A 19,588-nucleotide genomic window follows, 5' to 3' on the forward strand; every position below is an offset into this window, starting at 1 on the left:
ATTACTTACCTTGACCAGAAGGCTCCAGGAAGAGAGGTTTGCCATGAAAGTATCCTTGTTTATTACATGCCTTAGCGATGTCATTTATCCGCAAGTCGGCGAAGCGATCGTGCGCATCCTTTCCCGGTACGGCATTCCGGTGGATTTCCCCGAAGCCCAGACGTGCTGCGGCCAGCCTTCCTACAATAGCGGATATTGGGAGGAGACGCGGACGGCTGCCCGGACACTGCTGCAGGCCTTTGACGACAGCGATTTCGTCGTATCGCCATCGGGCTCCTGCACTTATATGCTCCATCATTACAGAGAGCTGTTCAAAGATGAGCCCGAGTGGCTGGACAAAGCGAAGCGCCTGCAGGAGAAAACCTACGAGTTCACGCAGTTCCTCGTTCAAGTGTTGGGGATTACGGATGTTGGCGCAAGCTTTCCGCATAAGGTCACCTATCATCCTTCCTGCCACGGGAGCAGGCTGCTTGGCGTCAAGGAGGAGCCGATGCAGCTTCTTAACAGCGTGAAGGATCTGCAGTTCGTGCCGCTTCCGTATGCCGAGGACTGCTGCGGATTTGGGGGCACATTCGCGATCAAAATGCCGGATATCTCCGGCGCTATGGTCACCGAGAAGGCTGAGCATGTCAAGGAGAGCGAAGCCGAGGTGCTCGTCGGGCTGGATATGGCCTGTCTCATGAACATTGCCGGCCATTTGCGCTATCGCAATGAGCCGGTGCGGGTGATGCATTTGGCAGAGCTGCTCTATGAGGGAATGATTAATGAAGGAATGTTCAACGAGAGGATGCTCATTGAAGGGATGCGGGGAACATGAGTGCGATGAATCCGATGGCGGTTGATGTCAAGAAAAGGGCCGAGCTGGCCTTGAACGATGATTTCTTGAGGAAGGCGGTCCGCTTTACGACGGAGCGGCTCAGAAGCGGCAAGCTGAACGCGGCTGAGGAGCTGAGCAATTGGGAGGCGTGGCGCGAAAGAGGCCGTCAGATCCGTCTGCATACGATCGCCCACCTGGATTATTATTTGAACTTGTTCGTGGAGAATGCCCGCAGCAATGGGGTACATATCCATTTTGCCGATGATGCTGCGGAGGCCGTGCATATTTCCTTGGAGATCGCCAGGCGGAAGCAGGCCAAAAGCGCCGTGAAATCGAAGTCCATGGTCACTGAAGAACTTCATTTGAATGAGGCGTTTGAAGAGGAAGGCATCGAAGCGATTGAGACGGATTTGGGCGAATATATTATTCAGCTGGCCGGTGAAGGGCCCTCGCATATTGTTATTCCTGCAATCCACAAAAATCGGCATCAGATTGCCGAGCTGCTGTCGAAGGAGGCCGGCGAACCGCTTGCTCCCGATACGACAGTGCTGGCCGGGTTCGTACGCAAGAAGCTGCGCGAGAAGTTCCTGGAGGCCGATCTGGGCATTACCGGCTGCAATTTTGCGATTGCTGAGACGGGCTCCATGGTGCTGTTCGAGAATGAAGGCAATGCCCGCATGGTGTCCACGGTGCCGAGGACGCAGATTACGTTCATGGGCATGGAGCGGATCATCCCTTCTTTTGAGGATTTGGAGGTGATGGCGACTCTGCTGCCGCGTTCAGCGACGGGTCAGAAGCTGACGATGTATATGTCATGCATCTCGGGTCCCCGCCGGGAGCTGGATGCGGACGGCCCGGATGAAATGCATATTATTATCGTCGATAATGGGCGTTCCCTGCAGCTGGGCGATCCCGAGTTCCAGGAGCTGCTGAACTGCATTCGCTGCGGCGCCTGTCTGAACGCCTGCCCCGTGTACCGCCATATCGGCGGCCATGCCTACGGCGGCACTTACAGTGGCCCGATCGGGGCCGTGCTGACGCCCGCTTTGAACGGCAATGTCAGCGAGTGGAACGATATTGCCAGCGCATCGAGCCTGTGCGGCGCCTGTTATGAGGCTTGTCCGGTAAAAATACCGCTGCATGATATGCTTGTCTCCTTGCGGCGGCGCAAGGTTGAGCAGGGGCAGGGGAATAAGCTGGAGACCGCCGGAATGAAGGGATTTGCCGCAGTGGCAGCCAATTCCAAACGGTTTGCGGCCGCTGTCCGGGCGGCACAGATCGGGCAGAAGGCTGTCGTCCGGGATGGCGGCATCCCGTTGAAGCTCGGTCCGCTGAAGGGCTGGAACAGCTACCGCATCGCCCCGCCGGTCGCCAAGCGTACCTTCCGGCAGCGCTGGGCAGAGCTTGAGCGCGAGCTGCAGGAGCTCCAAATGGCGAACAATCAGCCTATCCGGTCGAATGGGCAGGCAGGGCATAGAGATAATGGCTTGCGAGCAGCATCGGATGCACCGGATGCATCCGATGGCAGGGGTAGGGCATCAAGTCCAATGGACCCGGCGATTCGTGAGCGAATGGAGCGAATGATTCGGCAGCGGCAGAATGGAGGGGACGGAAATTGAGCAGCACACAGACACAGGAGGAGTGGCTGAGCCGGATGGAAGCCCAGTCTAGGGCTAAGCAGGAGCAGTTCATGAACCGCATTGCCCAGCGGCTGAACCGTCCGCGGTTCACAGAGCAGCATGAGGAGATCGAGGGACTGGAGCGGCATGGGGAGACCGAGAGGCTGGAGCAGCATAGGGAGATCGAGAGATTTGAGCAGCGTGGGAAGCCTGAGGGACTGGAGCAACATGAGAAGGCGGAAGGACTGGGGCAAGGGGGGAAGACCGAGAGACTGGATAAGCATGAGAAGCCAGAGAGACTAGAATGGTCTGGAAAGGCGGTAAAGCCCGAACAGCCGCTGCGCGGAGCGCCGGAGTTCTGGCGAACGTTCCACTGGGATAAGCAGGAACGCATCGAGCGGTTCACGCAAAATTTCCGAAGCGTCGGCGGCCATGTCGAGCGGCTGGCTTCGCCAGAGGAGGCCAGCGAATTTATCGCGGATAAGGCTCGCGAGCTTAGGGCGAAATATATCGTCAGGCAGCAGGAGCCTGATCTGGAGCAGCTTCACCTGGAAGCGAAGCTTCCTGAGGCGGAGGTAGCCGTATGGAATTCTGACGGCTCCGGGACGGACTACTGGAAGGCGCGTGCAGCCGAAGCTGACATCGGAGTCGTCATGGCCGATCATGCCGTCGCTTACACGGGCTCCGTAGCCGTCATGTCCTCCCCGGAGAAAGGGCGCTCGGTCAGCCTGCTACCCACCGTTCTCATGATCCTCATCCCCGCAGATTGCATAAAGACGAGGCTCGGGGAAGTTTTGAAGGAGTTCGACGAGTTGGGCCCGGGCCGGCTTCCGGCGGGCATTCATTTCATATCGGGACCCAGCCGCTCCTCGGATATCGAGAACGACCTTACAATTGGCGTGCATGGCCCTGGGATCGTGTACGCCTTGATCGTGGGTTAAGCGAACGGTGGCAGCTGCCGCCTTAGCGGTGGAACAGACCATCGTCAATCTATCGCCAAACAGGACGAATAGAGCAAACTACTCATAGAGCAACGACCGCTGAGATGGGGCTGTCCCCAAAGCAAACTTTACCACCGGTTGCCCTTGATATGACCAAACACGCTCTCGGCCTCCGGCTACCCATGGTGTGACTAAACTCGCTCTCCACCTCCGGACGTCCAATGATGGGCCTAAACACGCTCTCCATCTTCCTTTACGCCGATTATGAATCGCGGGTTTCTCGTTCTAAATGGAATTATAGTAGTTAGTTTCTGCGGCAAAGCAAGGAAAGCAGATTTAAATGGATTTCATGTCGTTAAAAGATTGGAATTGTCCATTCTGGGCTGGATTGTTGATTTTAGATACATGAAATCCATCTACTCCCCTGAAAAATTTGTTTTGAGCAAAAATAGATACATGAATTCCATTTAGTGTTAGAGTTTTATAGCTTACTTTTAGCTTTATAGGTTACGTTCGAGCTGGATAGATTGTGTTCGAGTTCGACAGCTATGTTCGAGTTCAAAGTTCAATAACTTATCTAAGATGAGCTAAAATGGGGTGCAGGCAAGGGAGAAATCGATTCCCGCAGAAACAGATAGCTTTTTCATAGAATGGGGCGCCCCTCGGTCATCTATGATGCCTTCTGGGACCGCCAGATAGCCGCAAAACTTTGCGGCTTTTTCTTTTTCATTTTTCTTCGGACTTGGTAAGATGTGTATACTTGGTAAGATGTGTATACTTGGTAAGATGTGTATACTTGGTAAGATGTGTATAATGGAAGAAAGCGGTTCAAAAGGATCCAGCCTATCTTTAATCGATGGGGGATAGTTTTATAGGAACAGGGGGCACAGTATTGGAATTTCCCGTCTATATACATATTGGAAGCTGGCGAATTCATCCTCATTTCTTATTTGAATCGCTGGCCTACTTCATCGGCTTCCGCATTTACGTTTGGCGCCGCAAGAAAAGCGATATCTCGGTCATTAACATGTTCTGGCTTGTCGCCGGCGCGGCTATCGGTGCAGCTCTCGGCTCGAAGCTGCTGTATTGGCTGGAGTCCCCGGAATGGCTGCTGTCGATTTCCGAGCACTGGCGAGAGCTGCTGGCGGGAAAAACGATCGTCGGCGGTTTGCTGGGAGGACTGATCGGCGTGGAGCTGACGAAAAAACTCGTAGGCATCACTCGCTCTACCGGAGACGAATTTGCGTTCCCCTTGATGATCGCGATGGCGATCGGGCGGGTGGGCTGTTTTTTAACCGGACTGGATGATCATACCCATGGAACGCCTACGAATTGGATCACGGGGTTCGACTACGGTGACGGGGTAATGAGGCATCCGGCGCAATTATATGAAATTGGATTTTTACTGCTTCTGGCGCTTGTATTATTTTCGGCGAAAAAGATGAGCGCTACACGCGGAGGACTGCCAAACGGCATAATATACATCTGGTTCATGTTCGGTTATCTAGCCTTCCGTTTTGCAATTGACTTCATCAAGCCGACGCCCCATCCTTACCTCGGGCTCAATAATATTCAGCTTGCTTGCGTGCTCGGCATGATTTATTTTGCTTATCGCATGATTCAGGTTAACCGTACTGCGAATCTTCTGAAAGGGAGCCATGCCTCATGACCACCAAAAATCGGCCGTATTTATTCTATGAGCTGACCAACAGCATTTGCTCGAAGTGTCTGAAAAAAGTAGAAGCCAAGGTCATTATTGAGAATGACCGTGTTTACTTGTCGAAATACTGCTTTGAGCATGGCCGGGAAAAAGTGCTGATCTCCACCGACGTGGAGTACTACAAGCGCTGCCGCGAGTTCATCAAGCCCTCGGAAATGCCGCTGCACTGGAACACGCCCATCCGCTACGGCTGCCCCTATGATTGCGGCTTGTGTCCGGATCATGAGCAGCACAGCTGCCTGTCCATCGTCGAAATCATCGACCAATGCAATTTGAAATGCCCGATTTGCTATGCCGACTCTTCCCCGGAGAAGAAGCTGTGGCGCTCTCTGGAGGAGGTTGAACGGATGCTGGATGCTGTCGTGCGGAACGAGGGCGAGCCGGATATCGTGCAGATCAGCGGAGGGGAGCCGACGATTCATCCGCAGTTTTTTGAAATTCTGGATTTGGCCAAAAGCAAGCCGATCAAGCACCTGATGGTCAACACAAACGGCATCCGCATCGCGCAGGATCGGGAGTTCGTGAAGCGGCTGGCCGGATATTTGCCCGGCTTTGAGCTGTATTTGCAGTTTGACAGCTTTGAGAAGGAGGTGCTTCAGGAGCTGCGCGGCGCCGACCTGCGGCAGATTCGCGAGAAAGCGATTGCACACCTGAATGAGTTCAATATTTCAACGACGCTCGTAGTCACGCTGAAAAAAGGGTTGAACGATCACGAGATTGGAGATATTATCCAATACGGCCTCAAGCAGCGAGCGGTTCGCGGCGTGACTTTTCAGCCGATCCAGGCGGCGGGACGGACAGAGGATTTTGATCCCGCCAAGGATCGATTAACGCTGAGCGAGGTCAGACAATCGATAATTGATCAGTCCGGCGTATTCGAAGCCGAGGATATGCTGCCGGTTCCTTGCCACCCGGACAGCCTGGCGATGGGCTACGCGCTGAAGCTGAATGACGGAGTTGTCCCTTTAACGCGGATGATGGACCCGCAAATATTGCTTGAGGGCGGGCGCAACACCATCGTGTTCGAGCAGGATCAAAGCCTTAAGCAGCGCGTATTTGAGCTGTTCTCGACCAATCATTCGCCGGAATCGTCAGCGATGTCTCTGAAAAGTCTGCTATGCTGCTTGCCGTTCGTGCAGGTGCCTGAGACGATTAGCTATGATAACGTGTTCCGCGTGATTATTATGCAATTCCTTGATCCGTATCATTTCGATGTTCGTTCTGTCAAGAAATCCTGTGTGCATATCGTACACCCAGACGGAAGAATCATTCCTTTTGATACATATAATATTTTTTATCGGGGTGACCTGGAGGAGCGGCTGCAGGCCATCCAGGCCGAATGGGAAGGAGCCAAAGCATGAGCGAAGATCCTGAAGAGCGGGAACGTGATGACCTTCCTGCTGATGGTGAAGGGCAGAAAGAAAGGACAGAGTCCGCCGAGAGCCCAGCGGGTTTAGATGAGCAACCGGTGGAGGTTAAGGAGCAGAATCCGCCGGCCCGTGTCCATTCTGCGGAGGTGTTCAAGGGCATCGGGATCCTGCTCTTGCTTCATCTGCTGCTGATATTTGTACCCCTATCCTACTTTTTTATCGGCATCGTCCAAATCATTTATTTAGTCCCGGCTGTGACGCTGGCCTTTGTCCTAAAGCGGGTCGGCATAGGGCAGGGGCTGCTGATTGGCGGAGCCGTTACCTTTCTGCTCAATGCGGCGTGCTTCGGCGTGCTTATATTTGGCTCTTAGGCTGCCTCTGTTATATCTCTGCCATTCCTTTATTATTCATTTCTCAGCTTATAGACTATAATATCCATAGAAATGAAGGGGGATTGGTATGCTCGTTATAAGGAGATTGGTATGTTCGCTATAATAGGTATAACTGCACTCATTCTTTACGGCTTGCTAGTATTCTATGTCGGCCGCAGCTGCTGGAGCTGGATAAGAGGAAAAGCGCCGTTTTGGTTCAAGTATGTATACATAGGACTCATAGTGCTGCTGTCCACTTCTTTTCTCTTAGGCAGAATAGGAGAGGGTCTGGTGATGTTCCAGATACTTGGGGCCTATTGGATGGCCGTATTCTGTCTTCTGCTGCTCGTGCTGCCCGTCGTTCATGTCGGCCTGTGGCTGCTCCGGCTGACCAAGCTATCGCGCTCCACAGCCCAGACTGGGGTAGGACTGGCCGTGCTGGTTACGCTACTGGCAGCTATCGCTTATGGAACTTTTAACGCCTATAGTCCGGTTGTCCGGGAATATCACGTAGACATTCCCAAGCCTAATCCAGTGGCCCGGCAATTGAACATTGTGATGGCGGCGGACATGCATTTCGGGCAATTGTCGGGAAGGCAGCATGCGGTGCGGCTGGTGGAGCGAATCAACGCGCTGAAGCCGGACATCGTTCTCTTTCCGGGCGATATCGTGGACGATGATCTCCGTCCTTATGAGGAGAAGGGGATCGATGATATTCTCAGCGGCATCTCGGCAAGATACGGCGTATATGCCGTCTTAGGCAACCATGACCGCTGTCAGGGGCAGATGGATCATTTCATCGATGTGCTTGAGCAGGGAAATATGACGATTCTGTACGATGAGGCGGTGACGATCGACGACAGCTTCATACTGATCGGCCGCAAGGATCGGATTGATCGGGAACGTGCGCCTTTGAGCGAGCTTGTTGCAGGGCTGGATGCTTCAAAGCCGCTTATCCTGCTGGATCACCAGCCCTATGATCTGGATATCGCCGAGCAGCAGGGGATCGATCTGATGCTGTCAGGGCACACGCATCGGGGGCAAATCGCGCCTGCGCATCTCATTACCGGTCTGTTGTTCGAGAATGACTGGGGTTATTTGCAGAAGGGGAGCCTGCATTCCATCGTGACCTCCGGCTTCGGCTTTTGGGGACCGCCGATCCGGATGGGCAGCCGATCCGAAATCGTGCAAATCCAGGTCAACTTTTTGGAATGACCAAACAAAGCTGCCGAGATTCTCGGCAGCGGATGGGGTGAGAGACCGTTCAAGGTTTCTTTGTTATCTCCAAGAAATGATTTAATTTCGTATTAGTGTAGAATTGCAGCGGGCAAGAGCAGAGTTTAGTCTGAATAACAACACGAGAGCAATTAGTTGATAATAAAACTAATCATGTTAATTATATAGACATAAAGCCGGACTATTGTACTATTACCCCTAGTAACATCGACAAAATAAGAATATTCATAGTAAGTTCATGAATTAGCAACTTCGTTAATTAAGCTCCCTAGCGGGCGTTAAAACGTGTACTTCGCCGATGGCGAAGTTTTTTTGTGTATGGATAAAATATGGTAGGGCAACAGACGTTGAATTAAGACGCTGGAAGCAAAGGATTAACCACATTATAATGCTGATACCTATCTTGTTGCCAAGAAATAAGGCTGTATACACGATTTCAATAGAATAGATAATTTAAGTTTTGACTTACCAGGAATTCCCCTATATAATAGCTAACAGATTAACAATGATAATCATTATCAGTTAGTTCCAGGTTATATTATTATCTGAATTCTAGGGGGACATAATGATGCACAGAAGGTTATTGAACGTTTTAATGATTATTTTTGTCATACTGGTAATGGCAGGCTGCGGAGCCAATCCAACAGGTAGCCTGGCGACGAATGGCAGCTCTACCGGCAATACAGCCGGCCCGAATACTAGCAGTGAACCCGCGGGCGAGCCTATTGTAGTGAAAGATGCTAAAGGCGAGTTTAAACTGGATAAGCCTGCAAAGAAGGTTGTCGTGTTGGAGTGGACATTCACCGAAGATATTATTGCGCTCGGCATGCAGCCAGTGGGGAATGCCGATAACGAAAACTATAAAGTTTATGTAACTTCCGAAGCACCGTTAGATGAAAGCGTGACGGATGTAGGAATGCGCGGTGAACCGAATTTGGAGACGATCGCTGCGTTGAAACCAGATTTGATTATTGCTAATATGAACAGCCACGAAGCGATTTATGAACAATTGCAAGGCATTGCGCCGACATTGATTTTCAACTTGTATCCGCAAGAGGGTGAGGGTGATCAATATACGGTCATGGAGGATACATTTAAAACGATTGCAGCAGCCGTCGGCAAGACAGCGGAGGCAGACAAGGTTCTCGCTGACTTGGATGCACATTATGCGGAGGCTAAAGAAAAGCTGGCTGCGGCAGGCAAGGATGGCTTTAACTACGTGCTGACACAAGCCTACAGCTATCAAAACGCAGCCACACTACGACTTTTTACAAACAACTCACTTGCTGTACAAACTTTGGATCGTATTGGTATGAAAAATGACTGGACACCTGACAAATTCGAGCATTACGGATTCAGCTCGTCGACGGTTGAAGCGTTGCCAGCAGTTCAGGATACGAATCTGATCTACATCGTTCAGGAAGATGATAATATATTTTCGAATGAGCTGAAGGATAATTCCGTCTGGAATGGACTTACCTTTGTGAAGGAGAATCGCACCTATGCCTTGGACAGTGCCACATGGGTATTTGGTGGCCCAATTTCCTCCAAAGTTATTGTAGATGAAGTTGTAGCAACGTTAACGAAATGAGCGTTATGATGAAGCGAATCCATAGCAAACAAGCCAAATCCAGAGTGACCTGGCCATTAATCGGAATATTTGGGGGCGGCATTGCCGTTCTCTTCGTTCTGTCTATCCTTAGCCTGGGCTTCGGGGAGGCAAAAATTCCAGCATCCGCTATAATGGACGGTTTACTGAACCGGCGCGATGTGATGGAGCATAATTTGCTCTGGGACATTCGGATGCCGCGCACGGTCATCGGACTTCTAGCCGGCGCTGCTCTTGCCGCGGCAGGGGCCTTGCTGCAAACAATTACGAGGAATCCGCTTGCAGCCTCAGATACACTAGGGATAAATGCGGGAGCTTACTTTATGGTGGTTCTCGGCATGGTTGCATTCCCTGCTGCACAACAGCAATTTCCATTTCTGCTTGCAGCTGCAGGAGGACTGCTAGCAGCCCTTGCTGCTTATATTTTAAGCGGGGGCAGAGGGGCCACGCCTGTAAGGCTGGCATTGTCAGGTATGATCGTGTCCATGGTGCTTGGCGCATTTACATCGGCTCTTCATATTTTCAATAGTACCAAAACGCAAAATTTATTCTTATGGGGCTCGGGTTCTTTAATCCAGTTGAATTGGGACGGTGTCCGTTTTGCTTGGCCTTTTATTCTGACCCTTGTTGCCGCGGCAATGTTTGCTGGCCGGCAATTCGATACGCTGGAGCTGGATGAGTCAACCGCGCGTTCACTAGGACAACGAGTAGATTTAACACGGGCAGCGGGTCTTGGGATGTCCGTCTTGATGGCTGCAATCGTCGTGAGCGTGGTCGGCCCGATCGGATTTGTCGGCCTGGTCGCTCCACATCTTGTCCGGCTTAGCGGCATCCGCAAGCATCGCTTGCTTATACCCGCAAGCGCTTTGTGGGGAGCGATTCTAATTACAGCGGCAGATACGCTTGCGCGAATGGTAAGGAGTAATGTGGGGGAGATGCCGATCGGTGCCGTAATGGCCATCATTGGCGGCCCTTGGCTCATCTGGCTGGTGCTTACCAAGGTGAAAAATATATCAGGATCTGGCGCAGGACAGTCATCCATGAGTGTAGGAGGAGCTGCAAAACGCATGAGCTTTGCTCCGACCGCGATTTATATGGTCCTGATCCTCCTTGCCACCATTGTAATTAGCTTATCTTTTGGTGGAACGAGAATACCGGTTGGCGAATTATTGGGCAGTCTTGCTGGCGGTGGAGATTCATCGTACTCCGTCCTGCTCAATTTACGGCTTCCGCGTACGCTTGTTGCGGCTTTAGGGGGTATTGCCCTTGCTGTTAGCGGTGTTTTAATTCAAAGCGCAGTTCGAAATCCGCTGGCCGATGCCTCGATCATCGGTGTGACCGCAGGCGCTGGACTTGGCGCAATGATCGTGCTTGTGGCATGGCCAGCTCTGACGATAGTTGCCCTCCCTTTTGCTGCTATGGCGGGTGGAATCGTCGCTGCAGCCTTTGTATTCTTTCTGGCATGGCGCAAATCCTTGAGTCCATCCGTGCTCATTCTGCTTGGAATCGCTGTATCTGCCATCGGCTCTGCGGGAATCCAGGTCATGATTATTAAGGCAAGCCTTTGGAACACAAGTGCCTATATTTGGTTGACGGGTTCTACTTATGGCCGAGGCTGGAACCAGTTTTACAGCCTGTTCATCTTTTTAATGATACTCTTGCCGATTGCTTATTATTTAGCGCGAAAGTTCGATTTGCTGGCATTCGGCGATGAGAGCTCCATCGGCTTTGGTCTGCCGGTACGGGGAACGCGGCTAGCTGCGATGATTCTTGGGGTTTTACTTGCATCGGCAGCCGTTGCAAGCGTGGGGACGATTGGTTTCCTCGGTCTCATGGCCCCGCATGTCGTACGGATGATGATTGGGCATCATACAAGACGATCGATTATTTTGTCAGGACTGCTTGGGGGGCTACTGCTTGTTCTAGCCGATACGATCGGAAGATCGATTATGGCTCCGAAGGAAATTCCATCCGGTCTCATAATTATGTTGATTGGAGCGCCGTATTTCTTGTTTTTGATGTATCGTTCACTGCAGCAAAAAGGGTAGCGGTATACTATGGCACATTCCAAGCAAAGTCATTATAGAAGAAACAGGTTAGTTAGCCAAGCTGTCGAGATTGCCTCGACAGTTTTTTTTTTGCTAAGATGTCGGAGGACAAGAACTTGTATTTATAGCTGATTAGATGCTGCCTATTGTTAATCAACTAATATTTTCTGGTTAAACTACGGGTACCCTGAAGAAGTTCGAGCAGGTGTCTCGCTTAAATATATATCAGGTCTTTTATATGTGGCGATCGAGGTTTACTTGCTATAAAAAATAAAGTATATTATTTAAAGTGCAATTAACGTCGATAAAAATTATCCACGTTGTTGCATAAAAGTGAACCTAAAGGCGTGATAAGCACAAATGCATATGAAGACGGGTGTTGAACAATCGGTCTACGCGATCTTCCTGCTCAGTCTGCTGCCCGACAAGGCGGTGCTGCCGGGGGAAGCGATCAGCCAGCAGCTAGGGGCCTCGCCGACCTATTTTCAAAAATTATTGCGGAAGCTGGTTAGCGCCGATTTGATCACTTCCGTGCCCGGGGTCAAGGGCGGCTTCAAGCTGAAGAAGAGGCTGGAGGACATTCGAATCTATGACGTGTATCTCGCTATAGAGGGGCAGCAGACGCTGTACTCCTCCAGCGGTATTTTAAACGATATGCTTGAATTGCAAGCGGAGGATCAATGCTGCCTGTTGACGGATTTGATGCAGGAGGCGGAGACGGCCTGGAAATCCGTGCTCAAGCGGGAAACCATCGCCGATTTGGCTGCGGAGATGCAGGAGGAGCGATTCAAGAGCAGGCTGGAATGTTTACAAGCCTGGGTCAAGGAGAAGATGGTGATATAGCGGAAGCTGCGAAAGGCTTCATTAATATGTGAAAGAAGGGAAACCCATGAGTAATCATCCTAAGAAGCTAAATGAAATTTCATATTCCGTGCTGGATCTCGTCCCGATTATCCAAGGAGGATCGCCAGCCCAGTCTTTCAAGAACAGCCTGGATTTGGCTCAGCACGCCGAACAATGGGGCTATCGTCGCTATTGGCTCGCGGAGCATCATAATATGCCGGGAATCGGCAGCTCGGCGACCTCGGTGGTTATCGGGTATATCGCCGGCGGAACGAATACGATCCGGGTTGGATCGGGAGGGATCATGCTGCCGAACCATTCGCCACTGGTCATTGCGGAGCAATTCGGCACGCTGGAAGCCATGTATCCCGGCCGGATCGACCTCGGCTTGGGACGCGCTCCGGGAAGCGACCAGAGCACCATGCTGGCGCTGCGGCGCGATCCGCGCGCGAACGGGCATGATTTCCCTGATCAGTTGGAGCAGCTGCGGAGTTATCTGGATGAAAATTCACGCCATAATCGCGTAAGGGCAATACCGGGTGAAGGGCAGGATATTCCAATCTGGCTGCTTGGCTCCAGCGGCTTCAGCTCGGCGCTGGCTGCCAAGCTCGGCTTGCCGTTTGCGTTCGCCAGTCATTTTGCACCGGAGAACACGATACCAGCATTAACGCAGTATAAAGCCCAGTTCCAGCCTTCGGATGTGATGGATGAGCCCTATGCGATGGCGGGCATCAATGTATTCGCAGCGGACACGACGGAGGAGGCCCAATACTTGGCTACCTCGTACCAGCAGCAGTTCCTGAGCCTGATCCGCAACCATCCCGGCCAAATCCCGCCGCCTGTGGAGAGCATGGAGGATATCTGGACAGAGTATGAGAAGGCGCTGGTCATGAAGCAGCTCCATGCATCGATCATCGGCAATCCCGACGAAGTAAGGGAGCAGCTTCAGGCATTTGTCGAGGATACCGGGGCGGACGAACTCATTATCAATACGACGATGTATGACCATAAATCCCGAGTTCGATCTTATGAGATCGTAGCTGAAATCACCGGCATGAAGCAGTAAGTTAACGTAACAATAGTTATGTAAACCAACAAGCCAGATGGAAAAAATTTAAAAATCCACTCGATTGGTATTCCCATTTTTTGATGATTATGTTATCATTAAATGCGAACAAAGGTTCTATTGTTTTATCACCAGGTCAGGCCATACTATAACCTTTACCCAATCCAAGATGAGGTGGTATCCAAATGGCGCTTCAATGTAATCAGATTTTTGTGAACCTGCCGGTTAAGGATTTGTCAAAGACGAAGGAATTCTTTACCCAGGTCGGATTTGAATTTAATGCTCAGTTCACAGATGAGAGAGCAGCCTGCCTGGTCATTAGCGAGCATATTTTCGCTATGCTGCAGGAAGAGACTTACTTCAAATCTTTTACGAAGAAGGAGATTCCGGATACAAGAGAGAATGCGGAGGTTCTTCTCGCATTGTCCGCGAGCAGCCGGGAGGAAGTCGATGAGATCGTTAACAGGGCTCTGGCCTCCGGTGGACAGCCGTTTAATGATCCGGTGGATCATGGATTCATGTACACTTGGAGCTTTGGGGATCCGGACGGCCATTTATGGGAGGTCATTTATATGGATCCGGCAACGATCGAACAGGGCTAAGCTATATATTTAATGACGTGAAATATTAGGGAGACACCCGAAATAACACCGCCAGCAGGGCGGTGTTTTTCTTGTGGCTGCATTGCTTTCTCATGTATGATTGGAAGGGGTCTTTATTAGACAAAAGCCGACATACGGTTTCTATTCCCATAAAACCAGGTTAGGATGATCATTTTATGAAAATTTTACTTGTGGAAGACGATAGAACGATCGCCTCCGGGCTGGAATATTCGCTGCAGCAGGATCAGTTCGACACGGTTTTGTGTCATGATGCAGCCTCCGCCGAGAAGATCATAGCCGAAGAGCTTGACGAAATCTCGCTCTGTTTGTTCGATCTGTCCCTGCCGGACGGGAGCGGCTATGATTTGTGCAAAATGGCGAAGGCTCGCAGAGACATTCCTGTTATTTTCCTGACGGCCATCGATGATGAGGTCAATGTCGTTATGGGGCTCGACATGGGAGCCGATGATTATATTACAAAGCCGTTTCGGATTCGCGAGCTGCTGTCCCGCATTAAATCGGTGTTAAGAAGATATCCTGCGCAAGCACAGAACCAGGCAGCAAAACAGACGATTCAAATCGAACATATTCTCGTGAATACGCTGGAAGGAAAGGTGTACAAGAACGGGAACGAAATCCAGTTAACCGCGTTGGAATACCGGCTGCTGCTTATTTTTGCCAACCATATCGGCCAGGTTCTCTCCAGAAGCCAGCTGCTGGAGCGGATTTGGGATGTAGCCGGGGATTTCGTGAATGATAATACATTAACGGTGTACATCAAAAGGCTGCGCGAAAAGCTGGAGGACAACCCTCAGGAGCCGACAATCATCAAAACAGTGCGCGGCTTAGGCTATAAGGCAGGTGATTAGCATTCTGCGCAATCGAGAAATTCAAATTTTATTGCTCCTGATGGGCACAATCAGCCTTGCAGGCACCGTTCTGGCTGCAAGCTTCGCGTTGAACACAGCCATCGTTACCTTGATCACAGCGGCTCTGCTCATCGGCTGCTGTTTCGGGTTCACGTACTGGAGATACCGCGAAATACAGAAGCTCTCCGGTTATTTGCGCCAAATCAGCAGCGGCGACTACTCGCTGGACGTTCGGGATAATCAAGAGGGCGAGCTGAGCATCCTGAAGAACGACATCTATAAAATGACGCTACGGCTTTCCGAGCAAAGCTCCCTGCTGCAGCAGGACAAAATCAAGCTTACCCATGCGATCTCCGACATATCCCATCAGCTCAGAACTCCGTTGACCTCCATGACCGTGATGGCTGATTTATTGAGCGAGCCTGAGCTGCCCATGGAGAAGAGAAGAGAATTCACGAGCAATATCCGCACTCAGCTGGAGCGGATCGGGTGGCTCGTTGCCTCCTTATTGAAATTTTCGAAAATTGATGCCGGAACGGTCCAATTCAAGAAGGAAGCTATATTCGTGAAGCATTTGGTGCAAAAAGCGCTGGAGCCCGTGCTCATCCCCATGGATATTAAGGAGCAGACCATTGCAGTTGAAGGCGAGGACGGCGTTCGCTTCACGGGAGATCTCAATTGGACATCCGAAGCCGTGCTTAATATTCTAAAGAATTGTGTTGAGCATACCCCGTCCGGCGGCAGAATCGCCATTTCTTTTGCAGAGAATGTTTTATTTACGGAAATTATCATTGCCGATAGCGGCAAGGGGATTCCGAAGGAGGATTTGCCGCATATTTTCAAACGCTTCTATAAAGGCAAAAATGCCAGCGAGGACAGCGTCGGCATCGGCCTTGCCCTTGCGCAAAGCATCATCACGAGCCAAAACGGCGATATTGAGGTGAAAAGCGCAGCAGGGAAGGGGACACAGTTTCATATCAAGTTCTACAAACAAGTAGTGTAGCAAGACAGCAAACAGCATCTGCAATCAACAATCTCAGGCAGCAGGGCTCGCCCTTCCTTCAAGTGACTAGAATGTCACTTTAGTAGTCACTTGAGAGTCATACAAGACAGATATACTGATCTCAATACAAAGTGGAGGTCTTCATATGGATATTTTAAAAATAGAACATCTGTCGAAAACGTATGGGAAAGGCGAGACCGCAGTTAAGGCGCTCGATGATGTTTCTTTTTCCGTGCAAAAAGGGCAGTTCGTAGCGATCATCGGCCCTTCCGGCTCGGGAAAATCGACGATTCTGCACATGCTTGGGGGTGTGGATCGTCCGACAAGCGGTAAAGTATTCGTGGACAATACGGATATTTACAGCCTGAACGAGACGCAGCTGGCTATTTTTAGACGGCGGCAGATCGGCTTGATTTATCAGTTCTACAATCTGATTCCGGTGCTGACGGTGGAAGAGAACATCAAGCTGCCCATGCTGCTCGACGAGCATAAGGTGGATAAGAAGCAGTTCTCCGATCTCGTAAAGATTTTGAATTTGCAGGAGCGGTTGAACCATCTGCCTAATCAGCTGTCTGGCGGTCAGCAGCAGCGCGTCTCGATTGGAAGGGCGCTCATCAGCAATCCTGCGATCATGCTGGCGGATGAGCCGACCGGGAACCTGGACAGCAAGAACAGCCGTGAAATTATCGATTTACTGAAAATGTTCAATAAAACCTTCAACCAGACCCTCATCGTCATTACGCATGATGAACGGATTGCGCTTCAGGCAGATCGGATTATCGCGATCGAGGATGGAAGAATTGCCAGCGATGAGGTGGTTCGTCCATGAATATTGTGAATAAGCTGACCCTCCGGCATTTGAAGGAAAACAAGCGGCGGACGCTGGTAACCATCATCGGCGTCATTATTTCCGTGGCCATGGTCACTGCCGTAGCTACGCTTGCCGTATCCTTTATAGATTTAATGAAGCGGCAAATCATTGAGGACGGCGGGGAGTGGCATGTCTTATATAAGGACGTGAATAAGACTCAGCTGGAAGCGATAAAAGCCGATAAGTCAACCCAGACCCTGATCATATCCAGAGATCGCGGTTATGCGCCCCTTCAAGCGAGTCAGAACGATAATAAGCCCTATTTGTTCATCAAGGATTATAATACGGAAGGATTTATGCATTTTCCGATTAAGCTGAACAAGGGGCGGCTGCCGCAGGCCAAGGATGAAATCGTCCTATCCGAGGAGGTTTCGGCAAACGCAAAGGTCGACTTTAAAATCGGGGATACGTTAACCCTGGACATCGGCGAACGGTCATTTACAGATCAAGAGGGGAACCGCCAAACCCTGTCTCAGCTTGACCGCTTATTTACGGGGGATAGCGGACGCGAAATTTTAGAGCTACAAAATAAAATGACCTACACCGTGGTCGGCATCATCGAACGCCCATCCTGGGAGCCGACCTGGGCGCCGGGCTACACGGCTCTGGGTTATATAGATGAGAGCCTCATCGCTGACGACGAACGGGATACCTTCCATGCTTCGGTCATTCTGAATGAGATTACAAGCGATTTATATGATGACGCCGAGGGTCTGGCGGGAAGGATGGGGCTTGAGGAGAGCTCTATTCAATATAACAATAGTCTGCTTCGTTATTACGGGGTGACTAATAACGCTGGCTTCAGCAGCACTCTTTTATCGCTGTCTGCGATTATCATGGTCGTGATTATTGTCGGCTCAGTTTCGTTGATCTACAATGCATTCGCCATTTCTGTCTCGGAACGGGCCCGCCATTTAGGGATGCTCTCCAGCGTAGGCGCAACAAAGAAACAAAAGAGAAACTCCGTGTTCTTTGAGGGGGCTGTCATTGGACTGATCAGCATTCCGATCGGTATCGTGGCTGGATTTGCCGGAATAGCCATTACCTTTAGGTTCATTAATTCCATGATCGAAGGGGCATTAGGAATCACGGAAGAGTTGACGGTGATCGTTACACCCGCTTCCATTCTGATCGCCTGCGGGGTATCCATGCTGACAATATTCATATCAACGTATATTCCAGCCAGGAAGGCTTCTAAAATTTCGGCGATCGATGCCATCCGGCAGACGAGTGATGTGAAGCTGACCGGTAAAGCTGTGAAAACGTCCAAGCTCGTTCGGAGGGTTTTCGGCATGGAGGCGGAGATCGGCCTAAAAAACCTCAAAAGAAACAAGCGGCGTTATCAAGCTACGGTATTTTCACTGGTGATCAGCATTGTTCTGTTTCTGTCGGTATCCTTCTTTACCGAGAACCTGAAAAAATCGCTAGCGCTCTCGCAGGAAGGGGTGAACTACGATATTCACATCACGTTCGGAACACAGAACACTGCTGAGAATGAACGATTAATTCGTTCCATCGGGAAGTTACAGGATGTCACGGAGTACAGTGTTATTACACGTCTTGATGCCAATTCCTGGATTGAACAATCGAGGATCGGAAAGGAATTGCAGGAGCTGGCCGAGAGTGATCCAAGCGTACTGAAAAATGGCAAATATCCTTACTACGTAGAGATCAGCGCTATTAACCCGGAAAGTCTGGCCGTTTATGCCCGGAGCGTCGGGGTAAATATGGAGCAGTTAGAGGATACAAAGCAGCCCAAAGCGATTGTCATTGACACGGCAAAATATCAAGATATGTCGGCAGGAAAATATGTAGAAACGAAAACCATTAACGCAAAAGCAGGCCAAATGATAGAAGTCATTATCATCGATAGCGAAACCGGGGAAGAGAAGAGGGCAGAAGAGATCGAAATTGCTGGCCTGACGGATGTGCTCCCTACGGGGGCTTATCCTCCGGGAGTAGGCGGGGTAACGATGATTGTCTCGGAGCCGGTCATGAGCCAGCTATTGGATGAAGAGCCGAGTATGGAAGCAACCTCGCATCTGTATTTGAAAAGCTCCGATCCCATGGCCACGCAGCAGCAAATCGAGGAAATGAAAGAAAGCAATATATATGTTTACAATGTCTATAAAAACAGGCAGCAGGAAGAACAGATCGTTATGCTCATGTCCGTATTTGCTTATGGCTTCATCGTGTTGATTACCGCCATTTCTATAGCGAATATTTTCAATACGATTTCCACGAGCATCTCGCTGCGCAAACGGGAGTTTGCGATGTTAAAATCCGTGGGCATGACGCCTAAGGGCTTCAACAAAATGATCAACTACGAGAGTATATTTTACGGCATCAAGGCGCTGCTGTATGGTCTGCCCATCAGTGTCTTAATCATGTATCTCATCCACCGGTCATTAATGAACAGCTTTCAATATGGCTTCACGCTTCCAGGGCTAAGCATGTTATATGTTATTGCCGCGGTATTCGTGATCGTCAGTTCATCGATGCTGTATTCCAGCTCCAAAGTCAAGAAAGAAAATATTATCGATGCGTTGAAGCAAGAAAACATTTAAATACAAACTGTGAGATAAACAGAGAGTCTCCGAGGT

At 50.5% G+C, this 19,588-nt stretch carries 16 protein-coding genes; all 16 read left to right on the forward strand.

What is annotated here, in order from left to right; genetic code table 11:
- The first annotated feature begins 43 nt into the window (after window positions 1-43).
- The 16 genes from BN2762_RS16865 (at window position 44) to BN2762_RS16940 (ending at window position 19,552) form a co-directional block, all read left to right on the forward strand.
- A complete protein-coding gene (locus BN2762_RS16865; RefSeq protein ID WP_055108075.1) occupies window positions 44-817 on the forward strand; it encodes a (Fe-S)-binding protein in 774 nt (257 codons plus the stop codon).
- Window positions 814-2,436, forward strand: a complete 1,623-nt coding sequence (locus BN2762_RS16870; protein WP_055108076.1) for a LutB/LldF family L-lactate oxidation iron-sulfur protein — start codon at window positions 814-816, stop codon at window positions 2,434-2,436. Before BN2762_RS16865 ends, BN2762_RS16870 begins: the two co-directional genes overlap by 4 nt.
- A gap of 272 nt (window positions 2,437-2,708) precedes the next feature.
- The gene (locus BN2762_RS16875) at window positions 2,709-3,377 is read left to right on the forward strand and encodes a LutC/YkgG family protein (RefSeq protein WP_392391598.1); all 669 of its coding nucleotides are present in this window, start codon (window positions 2,709-2,711) and stop codon (window positions 3,375-3,377) included.
- An 892-nt stretch (window positions 3,378-4,269) separates the two neighbouring features.
- Window positions 4,270-5,046, forward strand: a complete 777-nt coding sequence (locus BN2762_RS16880; protein WP_055108077.1) for a prolipoprotein diacylglyceryl transferase family protein — start codon at window positions 4,270-4,272, stop codon at window positions 5,044-5,046.
- On the forward strand, window positions 5,043-6,458 hold the full coding sequence (locus tag BN2762_RS16885; RefSeq protein ID WP_055108078.1) for a radical SAM protein: 1,416 nt from the start codon (window positions 5,043-5,045) through the stop codon (window positions 6,456-6,458). Before BN2762_RS16880 ends, BN2762_RS16885 begins: the two co-directional genes overlap by 4 nt.
- A complete protein-coding gene (locus BN2762_RS16890; RefSeq protein ID WP_055108079.1) occupies window positions 6,455-6,838 on the forward strand; it encodes a hypothetical protein in 384 nt (127 codons plus the stop codon). The genes BN2762_RS16885 and BN2762_RS16890 overlap by 4 nt, the downstream gene beginning before the upstream one ends.
- Before the next feature lie 111 nt (window positions 6,839-6,949).
- Window positions 6,950-8,053, forward strand: a complete 1,104-nt coding sequence (locus tag BN2762_RS16895; RefSeq protein WP_055108080.1) for a metallophosphoesterase — start codon at window positions 6,950-6,952, stop codon at window positions 8,051-8,053.
- 589 nt (window positions 8,054-8,642) lie between these two features.
- The gene (locus BN2762_RS16900; RefSeq protein ID WP_055108081.1) at window positions 8,643-9,665 is read left to right on the forward strand and encodes an ABC transporter substrate-binding protein; all 1,023 of its coding nucleotides are present in this window, start codon (window positions 8,643-8,645) and stop codon (window positions 9,663-9,665) included.
- Complete coding sequence (locus BN2762_RS16905) at window positions 9,662-11,731, forward strand: iron ABC transporter permease (protein ID WP_392391579.1); 2,070 nt, start codon at window positions 9,662-9,664, stop codon at window positions 11,729-11,731. Before BN2762_RS16900 ends, BN2762_RS16905 begins: the two co-directional genes overlap by 4 nt.
- A 360-nt stretch (window positions 11,732-12,091) precedes the next feature.
- Entirely contained in the window at window positions 12,092-12,574 is a 483-nt protein-coding gene (locus BN2762_RS16910) for an RrF2 family transcriptional regulator (RefSeq protein ID WP_055108083.1), read from the forward strand.
- A gap of 46 nt (window positions 12,575-12,620) precedes the next feature.
- Window positions 12,621-13,640, forward strand: coding sequence for an LLM class flavin-dependent oxidoreductase (locus BN2762_RS16915; RefSeq protein WP_055108084.1), 1,020 nt, complete (start codon window positions 12,621-12,623; stop codon window positions 13,638-13,640).
- Window positions 13,641-13,825: 185 nt separating this feature from the next.
- Window positions 13,826-14,242, forward strand: coding sequence for a VOC family protein (locus BN2762_RS16920; RefSeq protein WP_055108085.1), 417 nt, complete (start codon window positions 13,826-13,828; stop codon window positions 14,240-14,242).
- Window positions 14,243-14,418: 176 nt separating this feature from the next.
- Entirely contained in the window at window positions 14,419-15,111 is a 693-nt protein-coding gene (locus tag BN2762_RS16925) for a response regulator transcription factor (RefSeq protein WP_055108086.1), read from the forward strand.
- A 1-nt stretch (window position 15,112) separates the two neighbouring features.
- Entirely contained in the window at window positions 15,113-16,114 is a 1,002-nt protein-coding gene (locus tag BN2762_RS16930; protein WP_055110152.1) for a sensor histidine kinase, read from the forward strand.
- Window positions 16,115-16,259: 145 nt separating this feature from the next.
- Window positions 16,260-16,943, forward strand: coding sequence for an ABC transporter ATP-binding protein (locus BN2762_RS16935; RefSeq protein WP_055108087.1), 684 nt, complete (start codon window positions 16,260-16,262; stop codon window positions 16,941-16,943).
- Window positions 16,940-19,552, forward strand: a complete 2,613-nt coding sequence (locus BN2762_RS16940; RefSeq protein ID WP_055108088.1) for an ABC transporter permease — start codon at window positions 16,940-16,942, stop codon at window positions 19,550-19,552. Before BN2762_RS16935 ends, BN2762_RS16940 begins: the two co-directional genes overlap by 4 nt.
- The last annotated feature ends 36 nt before the right edge of the window (window positions 19,553-19,588 follow it).

Origin of the sequence: Paenibacillus ihumii, from assembly GCF_001403875.1 — a bacterium.
In the GTDB taxonomy this organism is placed as follows: Bacteria; Bacillota; Bacilli; order Paenibacillales; family Paenibacillaceae; genus Fontibacillus; species Fontibacillus ihumii.

Excerpts from the sequence above, each read along its gene's own strand:
- BN2762_RS16865 (WP_055108075.1), top strand. The coding sequence starts at position 44 with ATGAAAGTATCCTTGTTTATTACATGCCTTAGCGATGTCATTTATCCG.
- BN2762_RS16870 (WP_055108076.1), top strand. The coding sequence starts at position 814 with ATGAGTGCGATGAATCCGATGGCGGTTGATGTCAAGAAAAGGGCCGAG.
- BN2762_RS16885 (WP_055108078.1), top strand. The coding sequence starts at position 5,043 with ATGACCACCAAAAATCGGCCGTATTTATTCTATGAGCTGACCAACAGC.
- BN2762_RS16890 (WP_055108079.1), top strand. The coding sequence starts at position 6,455 with ATGAGCGAAGATCCTGAAGAGCGGGAACGTGATGACCTTCCTGCTGAT.
- BN2762_RS16895 (WP_055108080.1), top strand. The coding sequence starts at position 6,950 with ATGTTCGCTATAATAGGTATAACTGCACTCATTCTTTACGGCTTGCTA.
- BN2762_RS16900 (WP_055108081.1), top strand. The coding sequence starts at position 8,643 with ATGCACAGAAGGTTATTGAACGTTTTAATGATTATTTTTGTCATACTG.
- BN2762_RS16905 (WP_392391579.1), top strand. The coding sequence starts at position 9,662 with ATGAGCGTTATGATGAAGCGAATCCATAGCAAACAAGCCAAATCCAGA.
- BN2762_RS16910 (WP_055108083.1), top strand. The coding sequence starts at position 12,092 with ATGCATATGAAGACGGGTGTTGAACAATCGGTCTACGCGATCTTCCTG.
- BN2762_RS16915 (WP_055108084.1), top strand. The coding sequence starts at position 12,621 with ATGAGTAATCATCCTAAGAAGCTAAATGAAATTTCATATTCCGTGCTG.
- BN2762_RS16920 (WP_055108085.1), top strand. The coding sequence starts at position 13,826 with ATGGCGCTTCAATGTAATCAGATTTTTGTGAACCTGCCGGTTAAGGAT.
- BN2762_RS16925 (WP_055108086.1), top strand. The coding sequence starts at position 14,419 with ATGAAAATTTTACTTGTGGAAGACGATAGAACGATCGCCTCCGGGCTG.
- BN2762_RS16935 (WP_055108087.1), top strand. The coding sequence starts at position 16,260 with ATGGATATTTTAAAAATAGAACATCTGTCGAAAACGTATGGGAAAGGC.
- BN2762_RS16940 (WP_055108088.1), top strand. The coding sequence starts at position 16,940 with ATGAATATTGTGAATAAGCTGACCCTCCGGCATTTGAAGGAAAACAAG.